Genomic DNA, 19221 nt, shown 5'->3' with positions numbered 1-19221 from the left:
CCTTGACGTGGAAATGTCGGGAAATGGCGGCCCGCAGGCCGCCACGGATTTCAGGCCGCTGCTTTCAGCGATGCCTTCTGCGTGGCGAAGGCCCAGTCGAGCCAGGGCAGCAGCGCTTCGAGATCGGAGGTCTCGACGGTTGCGCCGCACCAGATGCGCAGGCCGGGCGGGGCATCGCGATAGGAGCCGATGTCGTAAGCGACGCCTTCCTTGTCGAGCGCTGACACGATGCCCTTGGCGAAAGCCGCCTGGCCGTCGGCGTCGAGCGCCGCGACGTCAGGATCGGTGAAGGAGAGACACACGGACGTGTTCGAGCGTGTCGCCGGATCGACGGCAAGATGACCGAGCCACGGCGACGTCTCAACAAACCGGTCGAGCACCGCGGCATTGGCGTCGGCGCGGGCGATCAGCGCATCGAGCCCGCCGATCGATTTCGCCCAGTGGAGCGCATCGAGATAGTCCTCCACGCACAGCATCGATGGCGTGTTGATGGTCTCGCCCTTGAAGATGCCCTCGATCAGCTTGCCGCCCGAGGTGAGGCGGAAGATCTTCGGCAGCGGCCAGGCCGGCTTGTAGGTCTCCAGTCGCTCGACGGCGCGGGGCGACAGGATCAGCATGCCATGCGCGCCCTCGCCGCCCAGCACCTTCTGCCAGGAGAAGGTGACGACATCGAGCTTCTCGAAGTCGAGCCTTTGCGCGAACGCCGCCGAGGTGGCGTCGCAGATGGTCAGGCCCTTGCGGTTCGCGGGAATGAAATCGCCGTTGGGCACGCGCACGCCCGAGGTGGTGCCGTTCCAGGTGAAGACGACGTCGCGGTCGAAATCGACCTGCTTGAGGTCGGGCAGCTTGCCGTAGCCGGCCTCGAATTTGCGCACGTCGGCGAGCTTGAGCTGCTTGACGACATCCGTCACCCAGCCGGAGCCAAAGCTCTCCCAGGCGACCATGTCGACGCCGCGCTCGCCGAGCAGCGACCATAGCGCCATCTCGACCGCGCCGGTGTCCGACGCCGGCACGATGCCGATGCGATAGCTCGCGGGAACCTTGAGGATTTCGCGCGTCAGCTCGATCGCCTGTTCGAGCTTGGCCTTGCCGATCTTGGCGCGGTGCGAGCGCCCGAGTGCGGCGGCTTTCAGCGCCTCGGCCGACCAGCCGGGACGTTTTGCGCAGGGACCTGAAGAGAAATTGGGGTTTGCCGGACGGAGTCCGGGCTTGGTAGGTGTCGTCATCGTGGTCTATCCTTCCAGATAGTGGCCCCTCGTTGGGGAGGGGTGGCCCACGAACGGCGATATGCGCTCAAGGCTTCGGCGTCAAGAGCAAAGTTTTTGTCGCTGTCGGGATATTCCCTATGACCAGTGTGCGCACCTCGAAATAAAAACGGCGAGCCGTTGGCCCGCCGTGGCATTTCGGAGTCCGTTTCGCTTTACCAGAGGTCGTAGCGCAGGCCGAGCTTGACCTGGTGATTGCTGATGCCTTTGTGGATCGGGAAGGAATTCAGGCTTGCGGCCGTGACATATTCGGCGTCGGGCGCGGAGAAATACTGATAGCCAAGATCGATCAGGACATTCTTCGAGACCTGGTAGGCAAGGCCGGCGTTCAATGTGTATGCCAGGGAATATTTGGTTTTGCTGCTGCGTATGGAGAAGTCGTCGCTTGGATCGCTATTGTTGGTGGAATAGTCCGCCGAAAGGCTGTATTTGCTTTGCACGATACCGATGCCGGCGCCAATATAGGGCGTGACGCCGACATATGTTCCAAGGTCGACATAGCCGTTCAATATGCCTGAGAAGGCATAGTTCTTGAGGCTTCCATCTCCCACGGTCGACGTTGCCGGCGCCACCACGACCGTTCTGTCGTCATAGCTGAAGCTGGCTTTGTTGCCGGGCAGGTAGCCGAGGTTGAGATCGGCGCGGAGATAGTCGTTAAAATGATATCCGAAGCCGATACTGGCGAAATATGCCTTCTCGCTCTCACTGAAGCTTTCGTTGTTAATCGTTGAGGGGAAGGTGAAACTCCCGTTCTTAAAGCTCTTCTGCGGCAGATAAGCGACATCGCCGCGCAGGTACCAGCCCGAGCCGACCTCGACCGGCTGGTAATCCGGCGCCTGGTCGACATAGATCGGCGGATCGTAGTCCGCCGCCAGCGCCGGCGTCATCGGCAGCAGGATGATTGCGGCAAGCGCTGACGCGATACGCGATCTTAATGTCATGGTCCCCGGCTCCTGAAATTGGCGCCAATCACGAACGCGGGCGCCGTTTCAAGATCCCATTGTTAACCATAGTGGTTAAGTGCCGGTTAAGGATGACAGCCGGTTACCGAATTGATTCGATCGATATTACCGGCGTCGCACAAACGAAAAGCCGCCCGGCTGGCGCCGGGCGGCTTTGAATTCGAGGATCCAGGAAGCGATTACTTGGTGTAGATCGGTTCCGGCGGAACGTAGGGCTCCGGCGGCGGCGCGCAGTCCGACTGGCCGCCGAACTGGTAGCGGAGGCCGCCACGCACTTCATGCACGTTGATGCCACGATCGTAGCCGGGGCCAACATTGCTGTCCGAGGCGTATTCGAACATCTTGCCGCCATTGATATGGCTGTAGCGGTAGCCAACGTCCAGCTTGACGCGATCCGTCAGGCAGTAGGAGGCACCGGCCATGAGGGCATAGGCGAAGCGCCAGCCCTTTCCCCCGCGATGGAAGAAGTCGCCATCGTCGTCGCTGTTGTGAAGCGTGTCCCACTTGACCCAAGCGCCACCGATACCGGCGCCGACATAGGGCGTGATGCCGTGCCAGGTACCGATATCGACATAGGCGTTGGCCAGAAGCAGCAGCGCCGAATAGGAGGAGGTGTCGACGGAAGTACAGGGCACGCCGCCGCCGCAGAAGCCGACCGTCGAGCCGCGGAAGTTTGACTTGCTCATCCAGTCCGCGGTGAGATCGGTGCGAAAATACTGGTTCACTTGGTAGCCGATGCCAGCGCCCGCAGATAAGGCGCCCTTGAGGGAGCCCGTGGCGAAGCTGCCCTGAGTCTGGGGCGCGGCCCCGTAAGTGATGTAGTCGGCGCCGCCGAAGCGGGACCAATGATAATCGAGATCGCCGCGGATGTACCAGCCGCCGACATCGACGGGCTGCGCTTCGACGACCGGCGGCGGCGCCTCTTCGATCGGCTGCGGAAGATCGGCCGCCAGCGCCGGGCCGGCCAGCCCCGCGAACAGCGCGGCAAGCACTGCCATTCTCTTTATATTGAACATGCTGTCACCCCTAAGAAGCCTCGGGACGACGCCCGAAGATGGTTGCCTCGGGTGTGGATAATGAATTGCAAAGGTTAAAGGCCGTTTAACCGTACCGATTAACCACGAATCTATACAATTTTAGAGCGAACGCCGTTGTCCGAACGGCCTGCCTGGCGACGAAAAAGCCCGCCTGACGGCGGGCTTTGCGGTTGAGGGGAACTGCGGCCGGGTTCAGGCGGCGCTGCGGGTTTCCTGAAGAATGCCGACGATGTCGTTGACCACCGCTTCGACCAGTTGCGGATCGTCGCCCTCGGCCATCACGCGGATGAGCGGCTCGGTGCCCGAGGGCCGGATGACGAGGCGGCCGGACGTTCCGAGCCGGTTGCGTCCCTCCTCGATCGCCGCCTTGACCGGCGCTTCCTCCAGCGGCTTGCCGCCGGAGATGCGGACATTCTTCAGAAGCTGCGGCACCGGCTCGAACTTCTTCGACAGCTCGCTGACCGGGCGGTTCTGCCGCTTGATGCAGGCCAGCACCTGCAAGGCCGAGACCAGGCCATCGCCGGTGGTCGAGAAATCGGAAAGCACGATGTGGCCCGACTGCTCGCCGCCGACATTCAAGCCATGCGCGCGCATATGCTCGACCACATAGCGGTCGCCGACCTTGGTGCGATGGAGCTGCAGCTTCATGTCGCCGAGGAAACGTTCCAGGCCGAGATTGGACATCACGGTGGAAACGACGCCGCCGCCGGCCAGTCGTCCGCTCTGGTGCCAGGATTCGGCGATCAGCGCCATGATCTGGTCGCCGTCGACGATCGCTCCGTTCTCGTCGACGATGACGACACGGTCGGCATCGCCGTCGAGCGCGATGCCGATGTCGGCGCGCACCTCGTGCACCTTCTTCTGCAGGCCGGCCGGATGGGTCGAGCCGCACTCCTTGTTGATGTTGAAGCCGTTCGGCTCGACATTGATCGCCACCACCTCGGCGCCGAGTTCCCACAGCGCCTCGGGCGCCACCTTGTAGGACGCGCCGTTGGCGCAGTCGACGACGATCCTCAGGCCCGAGAGCGACATCGAGCGCGGCAGCGTGCGCTTGGCGAATTCGATATAGCGGTCATGCACGCCATCGACGCGCTTGGCCCGGCCGAGCCCGTCGGAATCGGCGAGCGCAAGGTCGATGTCCTTGTCGAGCATGCTCTCGATGCGCTCCTCGATCTCGTCGGAAAGCTTGTAGCCGTCGGGACCGAACAGCTTGATGCCGTTGTCGTAATAAGGATTGTGCGAGGCCGAGATCATCACGCCGATGTCGGCGCGCAGCGAGCGCACCAGCATGGCGACGGCGGGCGTCGGGATCGGGCCGAGCAGGAACACGTCCATGCCGGCGGCGCACAGGCCCGCGACCATGGCGTTCTCGATCATGTAGCCGGAAAGCCGCGTGTCCTTGCCGAGCACGACGCGGTGACGATGATTGCCGCGCTGGAACGAGAGCCCGGCGGCCATGCCGACGCGCATGGCGACCTCGGCYGTCATCGGAAATTTGTTGGYGCGTCCGCGGATACCGTCTGTGCCGAAATACTGACCTGCCATGTGCCTTGCTGTCCCCGTCGGTTTTTCAGCCGCCCCTATTGCCACAATTGAGCCGCATCCGATCATCAAATTTCGTGATTGTATATTACCAATCCTTAGAAAAACATTGTCGTGGGCGGTGCGCGTGGCTCGAGAGCCCGACACTCTTCTCGCTGCAGGGGTAGTATGTCAGCGGAGGGCAGCTTTTCGTCATGCGTTCGCACGGAGAACCTTGGCGGCGTAGCGGCTATGCCGAGCGATTCATCACCTTATCGGGAACAACACACTTTGTGACGGGCCTCGTGCTGGAAGCATCTGGCGCAACCGCACATTGAGAGCTATTGATTTGGCATAGGGACACTTATTGGCGGCAGCAAGGGAGAAAACGCCATGCTTATTCATAGACTTGCAGCTTTGACGGGTCTCGCCGTCGCAACCTTGTTCATGGCGGCACCGGCCAACGCGCTGACCATGGCCGAGTGCAGCACCAAGTATAACGCGGCCAAGGATGCTGGAACGCTCGCCGGCCAGACCTGGAACCAGTTCCGCAAGGCGCAGTGCGGCAGCGATGCCTCCGCCGCGACCGACACCAAGGCGGCGACCGATACGAAGGCCGCCGACACCAAGACGACCAAGAAGGCAAAGACGGCCGCCGCTGCCGATGACGCAGCCAAGGGCCTGAGCTCCAAGGAGTGCAGCGCCAAATACCAGGCTGCAAAATCCGCCGGCACGCTCAACGGCATGAAGTGGAACGACTTCCGCAAGGCCGAGTGCGGTCCTGGCGCAACCGCCGCGGCTGCCGCCGCCCCGGCTGCGACAACCAAGACTTCGACCGCCGCTGCCGACGGCGGCAAGGGCCTGACCATGGCCGAGTGCAGCACCAAGTACCAGGCTGCCAAGACCGCCAACAAGCTGAACGGCATGAAGTGGAACGACTTCCGCAAGGCCGAGTGCGGCGCCGGCGCCGACGATGACGACACCGTGCCGGCGCCGTCGGAAGCCACCTATACCAGCGAGCCGGCGAAACCGTCAGTCGCCGCGCCGAAGGGCGTGACCTTCCCGAAGGCGATCTCGCCGAAATTCGCCACCGAGACCCCGGCCAAGGGCCGCATGCATACCTGCCTCGAGCAGTACTACGCCAACAAGGATGCCAACACGCTGAACGGCCTGAAGTGGATCCAGAAGGGCGGTGGCTTTTACAGTCTCTGCAACGCCAAGCTGAAGAGCTGATCGCCGAATTATCGAAGAGAAAAGGCCCGCGCATCGCAAGATGCGCGGGCTTTTTTGCAGGCGAAGAGCCTGCGGCCTTCCTCGCATCTGCATATCGACGTAGCTGCGGGCATGATCGATTCGCCCACACTGCAACCGGCAGGCCTATCGGTAGTTGCAAAATTCCGATTGAACATAACAGGAACAAACGGTATACAAAGGGCGTCGAGATTACTGTCACTCAGGAGGGTCTTATGTTCAGTTTGAAATTGACAGCGTTGGCTGTGACGGCATTGGTCGCTTGGACCGCCGCGCCTGCAAGCGCACTGACGATGAAGGAATGCGGCGAGACCTATCGGGCAGCCAAGGAAGGTGGCACTCTGAACGGCATGGACTGGGCCGCTTTCCGCAAGGAGAAGTGCGCGACGTCCGCCGCGGAGAGTGTCAGCGCGGATTTGGCTGCAACCGCTGAGCAGCCGAAAAAAGAAACCAGCGCGGCGGTCGCCCCCACTGTAGCGCCGGCGGGCGTGACATTCCCGACCACCCTCGCCGCCGAGTTCAAGACCGAAAGGCCCGCGAAGGCCCGGATGAAGACCTGCCTGCAGGGTTACCACGACAACAAGGAGGCGGGTACGTTGAACGGCCTTCGCTGGATCCAGAAGGGCGGCGGTTATTACAGCCTCTGCAATGCCAGGCTGAAGAGCTGAACGCCTTAGCCTCTTCCAGAAAAAGCCCGCGCATCGCAAGGTGCGCCGGCTTTTTGTTTGGGCGGATTCCGAGGTCACATCCGCTCCTCAGGGAAGCGCCGTCCGCGACACTGCCAATCTCCCCTCGAGGGGAGATGTCCGGTTCACCCTCCGCAGCTGCAGCGCAGTTGCTGCGGAGGACGGGCAAGACAGAGGGGCGCTGTTCTCGCCGGCGTATCAAAGCTTGGGTTCCTCGCCCCCCGCCAAAGGCGGGGGAGAGGTGGCCGCGAAGCGGACGGAGAGGGGGCCTTCGTAGGGCGCTCCCCTCTCCGTCTCGGCTTCTCCGAGACACCTCTCCCCACTTTCGTGGGGCGAGGAACCTTCGTCCTGTGAGCGCCGCGATCCTTCGCGCTCCCCCTCTACCCTGCCCTGTCCTCCGCGGCAGCTACGCTGCAGCCGCGGAGGGTGGACTCCACAAGGGGGAGATTGGCCGTCACGGTGACCTTCGCAAATCACAAGCCCCAAAAACGAAAACGCCGCGGTTTGATCCGCGGCGTTTGTCTGTAGGATTTAGCCAATTCTCAGCTTGACGGCTGCGGCTCCATGCCGCCTTCGGGCTCGGGGCCCTTCTTGCGGCGGCCGCCCGTGCCGGCCTTCGGCACGGCCGAGCCACGGCTGGGCGGCGTGTCGTCGCCGAGGTCTCTGGCGGGCTTGTGCCCGGCGATCAGCTGCTTGATCTCGTCGCCCGACAGCGTCTCGTATTCGAGCAGCCCTTCGGCAAGCGCGATCCAGTCTTTCTTCTTCTTGGTCAGCACCGACTTCGCGGTCGAATAGGCGTCGTCGATCAGCCGCCGCACCTCGGCGTCGATGATCTGCGCCGTCTCTTCCGAGATGTTCTGCTGGCGCGCCACCGAATGGCCGAGGAAGACCTCTTCCTGGTTGTCGCCATAGGCGACATGGCCGAGCTTGTCGGAGAAGCCCCAGCGCGTGACCATGGCCCGCGCCAGCTTGGTCGCCTGCTCGATGTCGGAGGAGGCGCCCGACGTGATGTTCTCCTTGCCGAACTTGAATTCCTCGGCGACGCGGCCGCCCATCATGATCGCCAGCCTGGAGATCATGTATTTGTAGCTCATCGAATAGCGGTCGCCTTCGGGCAGCTGCATGACCATGCCGAGCGCGCGGCCGCGCGGGATGATGGTCGCCTTGTGCAGTGGATCGGCCGTCGGCACGTTGAGTGCCAGGATGGCGTGGCCGGCTTCGTGATAGGCGGTCAGCTCCTTCTCGGCCTGCGTCATCGCCGACGAGCGGCGCTCGGCGCCCATCATGATCTTGTCCTTGGCGTCCTCGAACTCGGCCATGGTGACGAGCCGCTTGTTGCGGCGCGCCGCCATCAGCGCGGATTCGTTGACGAGGTTCATCAGGTCGGCGCCCGAGAAGCCGGGTGTGCCGCGCGCGATGACCTTGAGGTCGACATTGGGCGCCAGCGGCACGTTGCGCACATGCACCTTGAGGATCTTCTCGCGGCCGACGATATCGGGGTTCGGCACCACGACCTGGCGGTCGAAGCGGCCGGGCCTCAAGAGCGCCGGGTCGAGCACGTCGGGCCGGTTGGTGGCGGCGATCAGGATGATCGACTCGTTGGACTCGAAACCGTCCATCTCGACCAGCAGCTGGTTCAATGTCTGCTCGCGCTCGTCATTGCCGCCGCCGAGGCCGGCGCCGCGATGACGGCCGACCGCGTCGATTTCGTCGATGAAGATGATGCAGGGCGCATTCTTCTTGGCCTGGTCGAACATGTCGCGCACGCGGCTTGCGCCGACGCCGACGAACATCTCGACGAAGTCCGAACCGGAAATGGTGAAGAACGGCACATTGGCCTCACCCGCGACCGAGCGGGCGAGCAGCGTCTTGCCGGTGCCGGGCGGGCCGACGAGCAGCACACCGCGCGGGATCTTGCCACCGAGACGCTGGAACTTCTGCRGATCGCGCAGGAACTCGACGATCTCCTCGAGGTCTTCCTTGGCCTCGTCGACGCCGGCGACGTCCTGGAAGGTGACGCGGCCGTGCGCCTCGGTGAGCAGCTTGGCCTTCGACTTGCCGAAGCCCATGGCGCGACCGGAGCCGGACTGCATCTGGCGCATGAAGAATATCCACACGCCGAGGATCAGGATCATCGGCAGCCACGAGATCAAGTATCCGAACAGCGAATTGGAGCCGTCGGTCTCAGGCTTGGCGGTGATGGTGACGTTCTTGTCCTGCAGCCTGGAAACCAGCGACGGGTCGCCTGGCGAATAGGTCTGGAAGCCGTTGGCGTTGTCCGTGTAATTGCCGAAGATGCGGGCGCCGGCGATGGTCACGCTCTTGACCCGGCCGGAAGCGACATCCTGCAGGAACTGCGAATAGGCGATATCCGTCGTGGCACCGCGCGTCTGAGGCGTCTGGAACAGATTGAACAGGGCGATGAGCAGGACGGCTATGATCGCCCAGAGCGCGAGGTTGCGATAATTCGGATTCATCTATTGTCCCGTTGGGGCCCGCATACGGACCCGCGATGATGGAGAAGCTTGGGCCTAACATAGGGAGAGCGCCTCCCCTTGCCAAGCAGAACAGCATGTATCGGTTAAGCTTTCGCCCACCCTCGGCCACCATCATGGCCGAGGAATGGCGGCGCCGGCAAAGGCGGCGCGCCGACAAGCGCCGCGATGGCGGCGGCGGGCTTAAGATCGAAGGACGGCAGGAAGCGGGCGAAAGGGGCCACCGCCGGAACCATCGAGATCGCCAGCGAGCCGGCATCGCCACCAGCAGCATCAAGGCACACGCCACCGCGCCACAGCGCCGGCTCCACGGCCCGCGCCGCGCGTGAGAGGCTTTGCGGAACATCCTCGCTCAAGGACGCTTGCCTGGCGGCGGCGAACCCCAGTGGCGCGATCACCAAGTCGCCCGGCCTGTCTTTCAAAGTGATGCGTTCTTTCAAAGTGATGCGTCGCCGGTTGTCCCAAAGCTGGTTGTCCGACGGCGGCAGGGCAGCGGGCAGGTTGCGGTTCTCGCGGCGGAGGAAAATGCCGGTTCGCCGCGCATCGACCACCGTCCGCGACAATGTGGCGCAAAGCGACCCCAACCGCAGGCGCGAAAACAACGCGGCGCAGCGCGCCTCATCGGCGAGGAACGACACACCGCCGACGGTGGCCAAAAGGATGCGCAACGCATAGATGGCCGCTTCCCCATCCTCCTGCCTGGCGAAATCGCGATCGAGGCGGATGAGGCCTGGACCTGGTCTGTCGGCAAGCACGTCGACAAGCATCGCGGCGCGGCGACCGATATCCTGGCGCGCGAAAGCCGCCTGGCGCGACCGCGCCAGCGCTTCCGCGATGCGCCGTTCGCCTTCGCCCTGCACGAGCTTCGCCCGCACGCGCGGTCGCTCGAAGCGGATATCGATATTGGTCGGGTCCTCGATCCAGCCGACATTGCAGGCCCGCAGCATGTCGCGCAGCGCCGCGCGCCTTGTGCCGAGAAGCGGCCGGATGATCCATGTCCGCCAGTCGTGCAGCGTGGCGGGCGCCATGCCAGCGAGGCCGCGGCCGTCATCGTCGCGCGCCTGGCGCATCAGCACCGTCTCCGCCTGGTCGTCGGCGGTGTGGCCGGTCAGGATCAGCTTGATATGTTCGGCATCGGCTGCTTCTGCAAGCAGCCCGTAGCGCTGCTCGCGTGCGGCGGCCGCCAGGCCCGTGGCAGGCTTGTCGCCGCGCCAGGCGAGAATGCGATGCGCAATGCCGCGCTCGGCGCAGAACCTGGCAACCTGCCGCGCCTCGGTAGCCGAGTCCGGCCTCAAGCCGTGATCGATCGTCACCGCGAGCAGCCTGGCGCCCGATGCGGTCCGGTCGAGGTGATCCTTGAGGAGGAGAAGAAGGGCGGTCGAGTCGCTGCCGCCGGATACGGCTGCAACGGCGCCGCTCGAAAAGTCCAGGTCTGAGAAAAGGCGGTCTTTGGTATCGGGCGTCAGCACGCCGCCAGCGCCTTTTCCTGCTTGATGCGTTCCTTGAGCGTGCCGGAAACGTCGGGATAGCGCTTGCCGATCTCGTTGAAGGTGGCGCAGGCCACGTCGTTCTGCTTCAGGCCCACCAGCGAAACGCCGAGCTTGAGCAGCATGTCGGGCGCCTTCTTGGCCTTCGGATAGTCCTTGCTGGCGGCGAGGAAGACCTCCGCCGCGTCACGGTATTTCTGTTGACCGAGCAGCGACTCGCCCAGCCAGTAATGCGCGTCCGCCGCCTTGGCGTCCTTAGGGAAGCGCGAAATATGGTCGCGAAAACCCTGCTCGGCGGTCGGGTAGTCGCCCGACAGGATGAACTGGTAGGAATTGCGATAGAGCTCGTCGGGATTGTCGGTCGACGGCAGGGCCGCGACTTCGGTGCCGCCGGCCTTGTTCTTCCTGGCCGGCGTTTCGGCGGAAGGAGCGTTTGCCGTGGCCGCGGGAGCTTGCGCCGGCGCGCTGGCCTGCGAACCGGTCTCGGCATTGACCACGTTGCCGTTCTTGTCGACGGTGATGGTGCCGAAATTCTTCGGCGGCGCGCCGGTGATCAGCTTGCCGGGATCGCCGGTCTGCGATTCCACGATCACGTCGCCGACGGTCTTGCCGCCGCCATCTTGCCCACCGGTGTCGGCCGGCGCCTGCGTCGCCGGGGCCTGGGCGACGCTGTTGTCGGTTCCGGCGTCGCCGGTGCCGGAATCCCCGGAGCCGGCGTCGCCGAGATTGGTGCTGCCGCCGTTGCCATTCCCGTCCTGGGGCGCGGCCTCCGACTTCTTCTGCCCGGCCGGCTTGGCGCCGCCTTGCGCACCGCCCTCGAGCTGCTGGAAGCGGAACTCGTTGTCTTCCTGCTGCTTTCGGATCTGTTCCTGCATTTGCAGGATCTGGAAATTCATCTCCTCGATCTTGCCGTTCAACTGTCGCAGCTGGTCTTCCAGACCGGTCATGCCACCGCTGTTGTCCTGCGCGATCTGCGCCGGTTCCGGCTTCTTCTTGTCGCCGAAGATGCCGAGTGTCGGCAGATGGAAGGTGAAGCCACTGTCGGAGGCCTGCCCGGCGCCGTTGGCCGACGCGGCAAGGCTTGGGAGGCTTGATACGAGCAGCAGCGCAAGCGTGCCGCTCAGGACCGTTCTGAAATGCATTCTGTCTCTCGCGGTGGGTGTTGGCCTGATGCGCCTTTCCAAATCAAAACAGGGGGAGCAAGCGCCCTCGCGCTCATAGCAGGACGCGAGACTTCGGCCAAATTTTGTTTCAGGGTGTCGCAAATGAAAAAGGCGGCCCTGCGGCCGCCTTTGATTTTTGCGGTGTTGTATTTTTGTCGCCTGCGGCGTCGCGCCAAGCGGCGGCCGCGGGACCGGCCTTAGGAGCCGGCGCCGGAAAGCGTGGTGACGGCGCGGCGGTTCTGCGACCAGCAGGAGATATCGTCGCAGACCGCGACCGGACGTTCCTTGCCGTAAGAGATCGTCTTCAGGCGGCTGGCGGAGACGCCCTTGGAGACCAGGAAGTCGCGCGTGGCGGCGGCGCGGCGGGCGCCCAGCGCCAGATTGTACTCACGCGTGCCGCGCTCGTCGGCATGGCCTTCGATGACGATCGCGTACTGGCGATACTGATTGAGCCACTGCGCCTGACGCGAGAGCGTGGTCTGCGCATCGGCGCGGATCGACGAGGAATCAGTGTCGAAGAAGATGCGGTCGCCGATGTTGACGGTGAAATCCTGGGCCGAACCCGGCGTCGCGGCGCCGGCGCCGTTGAGGCCGAGATCCGCCGCGCTGTTCGGGGTCTTCTTCGAGGCGCAACCGGTGATGGCGAGAGCCGCCACCAGCGCAATCATCGCCGGGTTTCTGGTAAGTGCTGCGATACGGCCCATGCCGCCTCTCCTTCGCATATGAGTGATTTCGTTGATCACCCAGTAACCACGTTTGGGTTAACCGGCATTCAAGAAACACGGTTAATTTTTGGTTTCGGCCGCCGTCCTCGGCCGTTACGCATCCACGCATTTACCAAGATCGACAATGCCCGCGGACCGTAGGCGGAAATACGGCCAAAACGCGACCAAGCCGTGGAAAAGGGGAACTGAAGAATTGAGGAATTGAAGAATTGAGGAAAAGGGTCACTTCAGCCTCTCCCTCAGATTCACCAGCATTCCATAGATATGAACATAGGACCGCAGCCATTCGTCGCGCTGCGCTTGTGCGACGTAGCCAAGATCGAAGGCATAGGAAATCCACGTTCCATTTCGCTGCATGATCCCAGAGCCATCGAAATGAACCGTGCGAATTCTGGCCTGGAATGCGTCTGCTTGGCAAAGCCCTCAGCGAGATTGGCGCAAATCGCCTTGCTGGATCGACGCATTTGGTCCGCCAGCGCGTATTGCTCGATTTTCGGAAAAACGAGCGTCGCTCTGTGAACGTCAAGAGAAACTGCATAAGCACGCCTATAGACTTCCAAATCCTTCGCGCGCTTGATGTAATTGCCCTCTTTCTCCATTCTTCAATTCTTCAATTCATCAGTTCTTCAATTCCTCTCCTGCCCCGCCCCTCACTCCAGCAACGGCGACCAAGCCGGGTCCGAAGCATAGTTCGCCGTCGGAATCTGCTGCTCGTTGCGGCCGGTCAGATCGACCGAAACCAGCTTCGGGCCGCCGGCGGAGTCGCGGAAGAACATCAAGACGCGGCCGTTGGGCGCCCAGGTCGGGCCCTCCTGCTGGAAACCTGAGGACAGGATGCGCTCGCCCGAGCCGTCGGTCTTCATGACGCCGATCTGGAATTCGCCGCCGCTCTGCTTGGTGAAGGCGATCAGGTCGCCGCGCGGCGACCAGACCGGTGTCGAATAGACGCCGTCCCCGAAGGAGATGCGGTGCGGGTTGGAGCCGTCCGCGCCCATGACGTAGATCTGCGAGCGGCCGCTGCCGCCACCACGGTCGGAGGTGAAGACGATCTGCGAGCCGTCCGGCGAATAGGAGGGCGAGGTGTCGATGGCGGTCGAGTCGGTCAGCCGCGTCGTCGAGCGGCTCCTCAAATCCATGGCGAAGATGTTGGAGTTGCCGTCGTCGCGCAGCAGGCTCATGATCACCTTCTGCCCGTCGGGCGAAAAGCGCGGCGCGAACGTCATGCCCGGGAAGTTGCCGACCAGCTCGCGCTGTCCGGTCTCGATCTGCAGGAGATAGACCTTCGGCTGCCCGCTTTCATAGGACATGTAGGTGATTTCCTGTCGGTTCGGCGAGAAGCGCGGCGTCAGCACGATCGAGCGGCCGTCCGACAGATAGCGCACATTGGCGCCATCCTGGTCCATGATGGCGAGCCGCTTCTTGCGCGCGTTCTTGGCGCCGGATTCATCGACGAAGACGACGCGCGTATCGAAATAGCCCTTTTCGCCGGTGATCTTTTCATAGATCGCATCGGCGATGATGTGCGCGACACGGCGTTGATTGGCGTCGTTGGCGAAAAACTGCTCGCCGGCCAGCTGCTGGTTGCCGAAAATATCCCACAGGCGGTACTGGGCGCGGATGCGCCCATCGGCCTCCTTGCTCACGCTGCCGGTGACCAGCGCCTGCGCGTTGATGACCTTCCAGTCGTCGAAACGGGGCGTGGCATCCGGATTCGTGATCTTTTCGACAAAGGCGGCCTTGTCGATCGGCGCGAACAGTCCCGACCGTTTCAGATCGGCTGCGACGATCTCCGATATCTGCGGGCCAAGTCCTCCCTGGAAGTCAGGGATGGCGATCGGCATCGGCTCGACATTGCCTTTGTTGACGTTCAGCTCGAGAGTTGCCTGGGCGGGCAGGATCGCGACGGAACTTATGCCCATCGCCATCGCGGCGACCATCAGGAGCGGCTTGAGGATGGCTTTCATGTCTTCTCGCTTCTCTTGCTGATTTTTTGGACGCACAGGCTTAGAGGCCAAGCATCGCTCTCGGATCGAAGTTGACGCGAATGTCAGACCAGATGTCTTGCTTTCCGGCGGGAACCTGCAGCCCGGCGACATCGCATTTCTGCACGGCGCGAACCGCGCTGGCGTCGAACTGGGGGTTGCCGCTGGACTTCTCGACGGTCGGGCGCCCCTCCAGCTTGCCGGAGGCATTCAGGTTGAAACGCACGACCACAGTGAAGTTCTCGGAGCCTTCGAGGCCGACCGGAAGGGTCCAGCAACCACCGAGCTGGTCCTCCAACGCCCCTTGCTCCGATTTGGAGAGCTTCTGGCCCTGATCCTTTTCGCCGCCGAGCGAGGCCTGCTGGCTTGACCGCTTGGCGCCGCCGCCGGACGGCTTTTGCTTGTCGAGCAGGGCCGTTATCTCGTCGGCGTTGAACTGCTTCTCGTCCGATTTCTTCTTGGAAGAGGCTTCCTTTACCGGCTTTTCGGCGTCCTTGCGATCCGGCGCCTTGGCGCTCTCGGCCTGCGCCGGCTGCGGCTTCGGCCGCGCTTCCGGCGCCGGCGCCGAATCCGGAAGCTTTGCTTCCTCGGTCGGCTGATCCTGCGAGATCGCCTCGGCGACTGCGTCCGGCTTGACCACTTCCTTCTGGATAGCAGCGGTCTTGTCCGGCTGCGGCGCGGGCGTCGGTTCCTTGGCCGGCGTCGGCTTCGGCTCGGTCTGCTTGACCGGCTCGGGCTTGACCTCTTCCTTCGGCGTCGGCGTCGGCGCGACTTCCGTCGCGGGCGTCGGCTTCGGCTTCTCCTGCGGCTTCGGCACGTCCTCGACCGCGGGCTTCTCCGTCGGCGTCGGCGCGGGCGGCGGCGCCGCCGTCTTGTCGACCGGCTTCGGCTTGGCTTCGTCCGTCACCGGCTTGTCGGTGTCGACGGTGTTCTCGCCGACTTTCTGGGCATTGGGAACAACATCCGGGCGCTTCGTCGGAACAGGCGCCGGCTTGTCATGCATGACCGCCTTCTTGTCGCCCTGCAGCGTCTGCGCGATGGCTTCCATCGGCACGATGTCGACTGCCACCGACTCGACGTCGGAGGCAGGCATGGYCGGCGGCGACGATAGCGTGAACAGCCCGAAGGCCAGCGCCACCGCATGCAAGATCACCGAAGAGGTGAGACCGGTCCGCATTTGGCGCGCCTACTGATCCTGTTCCTGCAGCGAGACCAGGCCGATATTCTTGTAGCCGGCCGCCGAAATGCGGGCCATGACCTTCATCGCCGTGCCGTAATCCGTCGACTTGTCGCCGCGGATGAAGATGCGCTCATCATAGCCGGTCTTGGAAATCGCCTGCAGCTTGGCCACCAGCTCCTCGATCGGGATCTCGGTTTCCTGCAGGAAAATCTTGCCCGCGGCGTCGATCGACACGGTGATCGGCTGCGTGTCGACATTCATCGCCTTGGCCTGCGTGTCTGGCAGGTCGATCGGCACCCCGACGGTGAGCAGCGGCGCCGCGACCATGAAGATGATCAACAGCACCAGCATCACGTCGACCATCGGCGTGACGTTGATTTCCGACATCAGGGCATGGTGACGGCCACGGCGCCTATGACCGCGCCCGCCTCGCCCCGAGCCACCTGCGCCAGCAGCAGACATCCCCATGATCGTTCCTCAGGCCTTCTGCGCTACTTTTTCATCGATTTGGCGCGAGAGTATGGCGGAGAACTCGTCCGAGAACCCTTCCATGCGCACGCCGAGCTTGTTCGCGTCCGATGACAGTTTGTTGTAGGCGATGACCGCCGGAATGGCCGCGAGCAGGCCGATCGCGGTCGCGAGCAGCGCTTCCGCGATGCCGGGCGCCACCACCGAAAGGCTGGTGTTTTTCGAGGCGGCGATCGCCTGGAACGACGTCATGATGCCGATGACGGTGCCGAACAGGCCGATGAAAGGCGCGGCCGAGCCGGTGGTGGCGAGGAAGCCGAGGCGGCCCTCCAGCCTTTCCATCTCGCGCGTCAATGCCAGGTCCATGGCCTTGTCGATGCGCGTCTGCAGCGCCAGCGGCGATTTCGCGCCCTTTTCGAAACTCTTCTTCCATTCGCGCATGGCGGCGACGAAGATCGCGCCCATGCCGGTGGTCTTTCGGTCGGCCAGCGTGCGGTAGAGGTCCTCGAGCGATTGCCCGGACCAGAAGACCTGTTCGAAGCGGTTCAGTGCCAATTTCATCCTGCTATAGGCGACGAGCTTGTCGATGATGATCGCCCAGGTCCAGATCGAGGCGCAAAGCAGGCCGATCATGACCAGCTTGACCACCCAGCCGGCCTGCATGAACAGGGCCCAGATCGACAAATGCGCTGCCGGATCGGCAAGAGCGATGTTTTCCATGACTTAAGTCCTTAAGGTTTTCCGGGCATCGCTGGCGGCTGGCCCATGGGCATTCCTTTGGTCCGATCGCGCGAAGCTTGAAGCTTGCGGGATAAGCCCCGAATGCACCGTTTCGCGGCCTTTTCGAGGCAAATATTGGTGAAAGGAAGGCGCACGAATTGCGCCAATCTTCGCCAATTCCTTCATGAACCGTTATGGTTAAGGATGGGTTAGGACGTAAGGCGCGGCGCATTGCCGCGCTTAGTCTCGGGGCGTTAGCGTCGAGGGGCGTTGAGATTCAGGTCAGGCCGAGTCGAAAATGGCGGATTCCGAGAACCGGAGCGGAGCGTACTTTTAGGTACGTGAGCACCGGAAGCGCAGGAAGCCACCATTTGCAGGCCGGCCTCACCTGAATATCAACGTCCCTTGGGCATGAAAGCAGCAACCCACTCCTTCGGGAAGCGCTTCGGGCGGCCGCTTTCACCGACGATCGCCGCTTCCACCCTAGCCTCCACAAGCACGTCGCCGCCGCGCTTCAACTGCTGGCCCATGAAGATGCGGGCGCCGGAAATGTCGTCGGTGCGCGTGTCGATGGTGAGGATATCGTCCATGCGCGCCGGCGAGCGGAAGTCGATCTCCATGCGCCGGACCACCCAGACGATGCGCTCGCCATGCTTGCCGTCCAGGAGCTCGGTGTGGTGGACGCCGGTCAGCCTCAGATAGTCGGAGCGGCCGCGTTCGAGGAATTCGAGATAGCGCGCATGATAGACGACGCCGGAGAAATCGGTGTCGGCATAGTAGACCCTCGCCATCAGCCGGTGGCCGAAATCCGTCAGCGCTCCGGAAAGTCCGGCGACGAGCGCCGCCGATTCACCATGATCGTCCATCGCGCTTTCCTTTTTCGGCCCAGAAAGGCACCTAAAGCCCGACGGGCTTTAGGAATCTTTGCGCGTGCCGTTGCCTCAAACCGCTCCACAGTTTTGGGCGATACGCATAGTCTCGCGCGGGAACGGGATGGCACTGTTGGGCACGATGATCAAGACCTTGATGGCGGCGTTTTGTGCGCTCGCCACGCTGGCGCTTCCGGCCGGGGCGGCGACGTTCTCGATGAAACGCGGCCTCAATCTCGACCAGTGGGTGACCTGGCCGGCCGAGGACAAATGGGGGGAGCGCCAGGCGATCCTGCCTTATCCGGAGTGGCGCAAATTCCTCAAGGCGGACGATCTCGAGGCGCTGAAGGATGCAGGCTTCGACTTCCTGCGCATGCCGGTCGATCCCGCGCCTTTTCTCTCGGACCGGACCGCGGCCCTTCGCGGCGACCTCTTTGCCAGCGTCCTGGACTCCGCGCGCATGATCAACCGCGCCGGCCTGAAAGTGGTCGTCGACCTGCATCTGATTCCCGCCGGCGGCAATCGCAAGATCGGCATGAGCGAGGTGATGGACAATCCAGCGACGTTCGACGCGTATGTCGACGTCGTGCGCGCCATGGCAAAGACACTCGCCAGGGAAGACCCGCGGCTTGTCGCGCTGGAACTGATGAACGAGCCGATCGTCGATTGCGACGAGGACGCGACCAGTCTTTGGCCCGACCGCCAGAAGCAGCTTTTCGCGGCCGCGCGCGCTTCCGCCACAAGGCTGACGCTTGTGCTCACCGGCGGCTGCTACTCGAACGCAGCCTCCTTGGCGAAGGTCGATCCGAAGGCGATCGCGGACGATAACATCATCTGGGCCTTCCACTCCTACGATCCATTCCTTTTGACGCATCAGGGCGCGACCTGGGCCGGCGATTTCATCCAATACGTCACCGGCCTGCCCTATCCGCTGACAGCCGTTCCGAAGGCGCAATTGGACATGACGCTAGACACGATCCGCGACCGGATCAGGGCCGAGGCGCCCTGGGCGCGGCAGAGCGGCATGCTCGCCTATCTCGACGAACAGGTGGCAGCGATGGACAGTCCCGAGAAGCTGGCCGCCGTCATGGATGCGCCGTTCAGGACGGTCGACGCCTGGGCGAAGGCCAATGGCGTCAAGCCGCAGGATATCACGCTCGGCGAATTCGGCATGATCCGCAAGGAATACGGCAACGGCTTCGTCATGCCGGCCGCATACCGCGCCGCCTATGTGCGCGACATGATCGCCCGCGCCGAGGCGCATGGCTTCTCCTGGTCGGTGTGGAGCTATGGCGGCGCCTTCGGCATCGTCGACGCGTTCGACGGCGAGAAGGCGGAACCCGAAGTGATGGATATGATTAGGTCGCTGCGGTAAGCAACAAACCAAGGTCTCACCTGAACATCAACGCG

The 19221-nt window shown here is 63.2% G+C and carries 17 protein-coding genes; 3 read left to right on the top strand and 14 right to left on the bottom strand.

What is annotated here, in order from left to right:
* Nucleotides 1-50: 50 nt before the first annotated feature.
* From LCM4577_RS12055 to glmM, 4 genes are all read right to left on the bottom strand, one after another.
* Nucleotides 51-1226: a phosphoserine transaminase gene (locus tag LCM4577_RS12055; protein ID WP_071071331.1), complete on the bottom strand. Its 1176-nt coding sequence runs from the start codon at nucleotides 1224-1226 to the stop codon at nucleotides 51-53.
* Between the two features lie 194 nt (nucleotides 1227-1420).
* Nucleotides 1421-2206: an outer membrane protein gene (locus tag LCM4577_RS12050; RefSeq protein ID WP_041000911.1), complete on the bottom strand. Its 786-nt coding sequence runs from the start codon at nucleotides 2204-2206 to the stop codon at nucleotides 1421-1423.
* Nucleotides 2207-2406: 200 nt separating this feature from the next.
* The gene (locus LCM4577_RS12045) at nucleotides 2407-3243 is read right to left on the bottom strand and encodes an outer membrane protein (RefSeq protein ID WP_041000912.1); all 837 of its coding nucleotides are present in this window, start codon (nucleotides 3241-3243) and stop codon (nucleotides 2407-2409) included.
* Between the two features lie 213 nt (nucleotides 3244-3456).
* The gene (glmM, locus tag LCM4577_RS12040) at nucleotides 3457-4809 is read right to left on the bottom strand and encodes a phosphoglucosamine mutase (RefSeq protein WP_071071329.1); all 1353 of its coding nucleotides are present in this window, start codon (nucleotides 4807-4809) and stop codon (nucleotides 3457-3459) included.
* A gap of 369 nt (nucleotides 4810-5178) precedes the next feature.
* On the opposite strand from glmM, the gene LCM4577_RS12035 reads away from it, so the two are divergent.
* Nucleotides 5179-6018, top strand: a complete 840-nt coding sequence (locus LCM4577_RS12035; protein ID WP_040991706.1) for a hypothetical protein — start codon at nucleotides 5179-5181, stop codon at nucleotides 6016-6018.
* 233 nt (nucleotides 6019-6251) lie between these two features.
* Nucleotides 6252-6704 carry a hypothetical protein gene (locus LCM4577_RS12030; RefSeq protein WP_071071327.1) on the top strand — a complete coding sequence of 151 codons (453 nt, stop codon included), beginning with the start codon at nucleotides 6252-6254 and terminating at the stop codon, nucleotides 6702-6704.
* 560 nt (nucleotides 6705-7264) lie between these two features.
* Here LCM4577_RS12030 and ftsH read toward each other — a convergent pair.
* The 10 genes from ftsH to ybgC form a co-directional block, all read right to left on the bottom strand.
* Nucleotides 7265-9199, bottom strand: coding sequence for an ATP-dependent zinc metalloprotease FtsH (ftsH, locus tag LCM4577_RS12025; protein ID WP_071071325.1), 1935 nt, complete (start codon nucleotides 9197-9199; stop codon nucleotides 7265-7267).
* A 104-nt stretch (nucleotides 9200-9303) separates the two neighbouring features.
* Nucleotides 9304-10686 carry a tRNA lysidine(34) synthetase TilS gene (gene tilS, locus LCM4577_RS12020; protein WP_071031455.1) on the bottom strand — a complete coding sequence of 461 codons (1383 nt, stop codon included), beginning with the start codon at nucleotides 10684-10686 and terminating at the stop codon, nucleotides 9304-9306.
* Entirely contained in the window at nucleotides 10680-11846 is a 1167-nt protein-coding gene (gene ybgF / locus LCM4577_RS12015) for a tol-pal system protein YbgF (RefSeq protein ID WP_071071323.1), read from the bottom strand. Before ybgF ends, tilS begins: the two co-directional genes overlap by 7 nt.
* Before the next feature lie 218 nt (nucleotides 11847-12064).
* Nucleotides 12065-12571, bottom strand: coding sequence for a peptidoglycan-associated lipoprotein Pal (pal, locus tag LCM4577_RS12010; protein WP_040991697.1), 507 nt, complete (start codon nucleotides 12569-12571; stop codon nucleotides 12065-12067).
* 266 nt (nucleotides 12572-12837) lie between these two features.
* Nucleotides 12838-13191, bottom strand: coding sequence for a four helix bundle protein (locus LCM4577_RS12005; protein WP_244508299.1), 354 nt, complete (start codon nucleotides 13189-13191; stop codon nucleotides 12838-12840).
* 51 nt (nucleotides 13192-13242) lie between these two features.
* Nucleotides 13243-14556, bottom strand: a complete 1314-nt coding sequence (gene tolB / locus LCM4577_RS12000; protein WP_071071321.1) for a Tol-Pal system beta propeller repeat protein TolB — start codon at nucleotides 14554-14556, stop codon at nucleotides 13243-13245.
* 40 nt (nucleotides 14557-14596) lie between these two features.
* Nucleotides 14597-15751 (bottom strand): TonB family protein, encoded by a 1155-nt coding sequence (locus tag LCM4577_RS11995; RefSeq protein WP_071071320.1) that lies wholly within the window; start codon nucleotides 15749-15751, stop codon nucleotides 14597-14599.
* A 9-nt stretch (nucleotides 15752-15760) separates the two neighbouring features.
* A complete protein-coding gene (gene tolR, locus LCM4577_RS11990; RefSeq protein WP_040991690.1) occupies nucleotides 15761-16222 on the bottom strand; it encodes a protein TolR in 462 nt (153 codons plus the stop codon).
* A 9-nt stretch (nucleotides 16223-16231) separates the two neighbouring features.
* Nucleotides 16232-16942, bottom strand: coding sequence for a protein TolQ (gene tolQ, locus LCM4577_RS11985; RefSeq protein WP_040991688.1), 711 nt, complete (start codon nucleotides 16940-16942; stop codon nucleotides 16232-16234).
* Between the two features lie 395 nt (nucleotides 16943-17337).
* The gene (ybgC, locus tag LCM4577_RS11980) at nucleotides 17338-17808 is read right to left on the bottom strand and encodes a tol-pal system-associated acyl-CoA thioesterase (protein WP_071031441.1); all 471 of its coding nucleotides are present in this window, start codon (nucleotides 17806-17808) and stop codon (nucleotides 17338-17340) included.
* Between the two features lie 127 nt (nucleotides 17809-17935).
* Here ybgC and LCM4577_RS11975 point away from each other — a divergent pair, with 127 nt between their 5' ends.
* Nucleotides 17936-19186 (top strand): glycoside hydrolase family 5 protein, encoded by a 1251-nt coding sequence (locus LCM4577_RS11975; protein ID WP_071071318.1) that lies wholly within the window; start codon nucleotides 17936-17938, stop codon nucleotides 19184-19186.
* Nucleotides 19187-19221 lie beyond the last annotated feature (35 nt).

This window comes from Mesorhizobium sp. LCM 4577, from assembly GCF_001854795.2.
Taxonomy (GTDB): domain Bacteria; phylum Pseudomonadota; class Alphaproteobacteria; order Rhizobiales; family Rhizobiaceae; genus Mesorhizobium; species Mesorhizobium plurifarium.
Note: the sequence above shows the minus strand (reverse complement) of the source record. Positions and strands in the feature narration are given on the sequence as shown.

Bases quoted from the DNA above. Each gene is read 5' to 3' on its own strand.
- LCM4577_RS12055 (WP_071071331.1), bottom strand. From the start codon at position 1,226: ATGACGACACCTACCAAGCCCGGACTCCGTCCGGCAAACCCCAATTTC.
- LCM4577_RS12050 (WP_041000911.1), bottom strand. From the start codon at position 2,206: ATGACATTAAGATCGCGTATCGCGTCAGCGCTTGCCGCAATCATCCTG.
- LCM4577_RS12045 (WP_041000912.1), bottom strand. From the start codon at position 3,243: ATGTTCAATATAAAGAGAATGGCAGTGCTTGCCGCGCTGTTCGCGGGG.
- LCM4577_RS12035 (WP_040991706.1), top strand. From the start codon at position 5,179: ATGCTTATTCATAGACTTGCAGCTTTGACGGGTCTCGCCGTCGCAACC.
- LCM4577_RS12030 (WP_071071327.1), top strand. From the start codon at position 6,252: ATGTTCAGTTTGAAATTGACAGCGTTGGCTGTGACGGCATTGGTCGCT.
- ybgF (WP_071071323.1), bottom strand. From the start codon at position 11,846: ATGCATTTCAGAACGGTCCTGAGCGGCACGCTTGCGCTGCTGCTCGTA.
- pal (WP_040991697.1), bottom strand. From the start codon at position 12,571: ATGGGCCGTATCGCAGCACTTACCAGAAACCCGGCGATGATTGCGCTG.
- LCM4577_RS12005 (WP_244508299.1), bottom strand. From the start codon at position 13,191: ATGGAGAAAGAGGGCAATTACATCAAGCGCGCGAAGGATTTGGAAGTC.
- tolB (WP_071071321.1), bottom strand. From the start codon at position 14,556: ATGAAAGCCATCCTCAAGCCGCTCCTGATGGTCGCCGCGATGGCGATG.
- tolR (WP_040991690.1), bottom strand. From the start codon at position 16,222: ATGGGGATGTCTGCTGCTGGCGCAGGTGGCTCGGGGCGAGGCGGGCGC.
- tolQ (WP_040991688.1), bottom strand. From the start codon at position 16,942: ATGGAAAACATCGCTCTTGCCGATCCGGCAGCGCATTTGTCGATCTGG.
- ybgC (WP_071031441.1), bottom strand. From the start codon at position 17,808: ATGGACGATCATGGTGAATCGGCGGCGCTCGTCGCCGGACTTTCCGGA.
- LCM4577_RS11975 (WP_071071318.1), top strand. From the start codon at position 17,936: ATGGCACTGTTGGGCACGATGATCAAGACCTTGATGGCGGCGTTTTGT.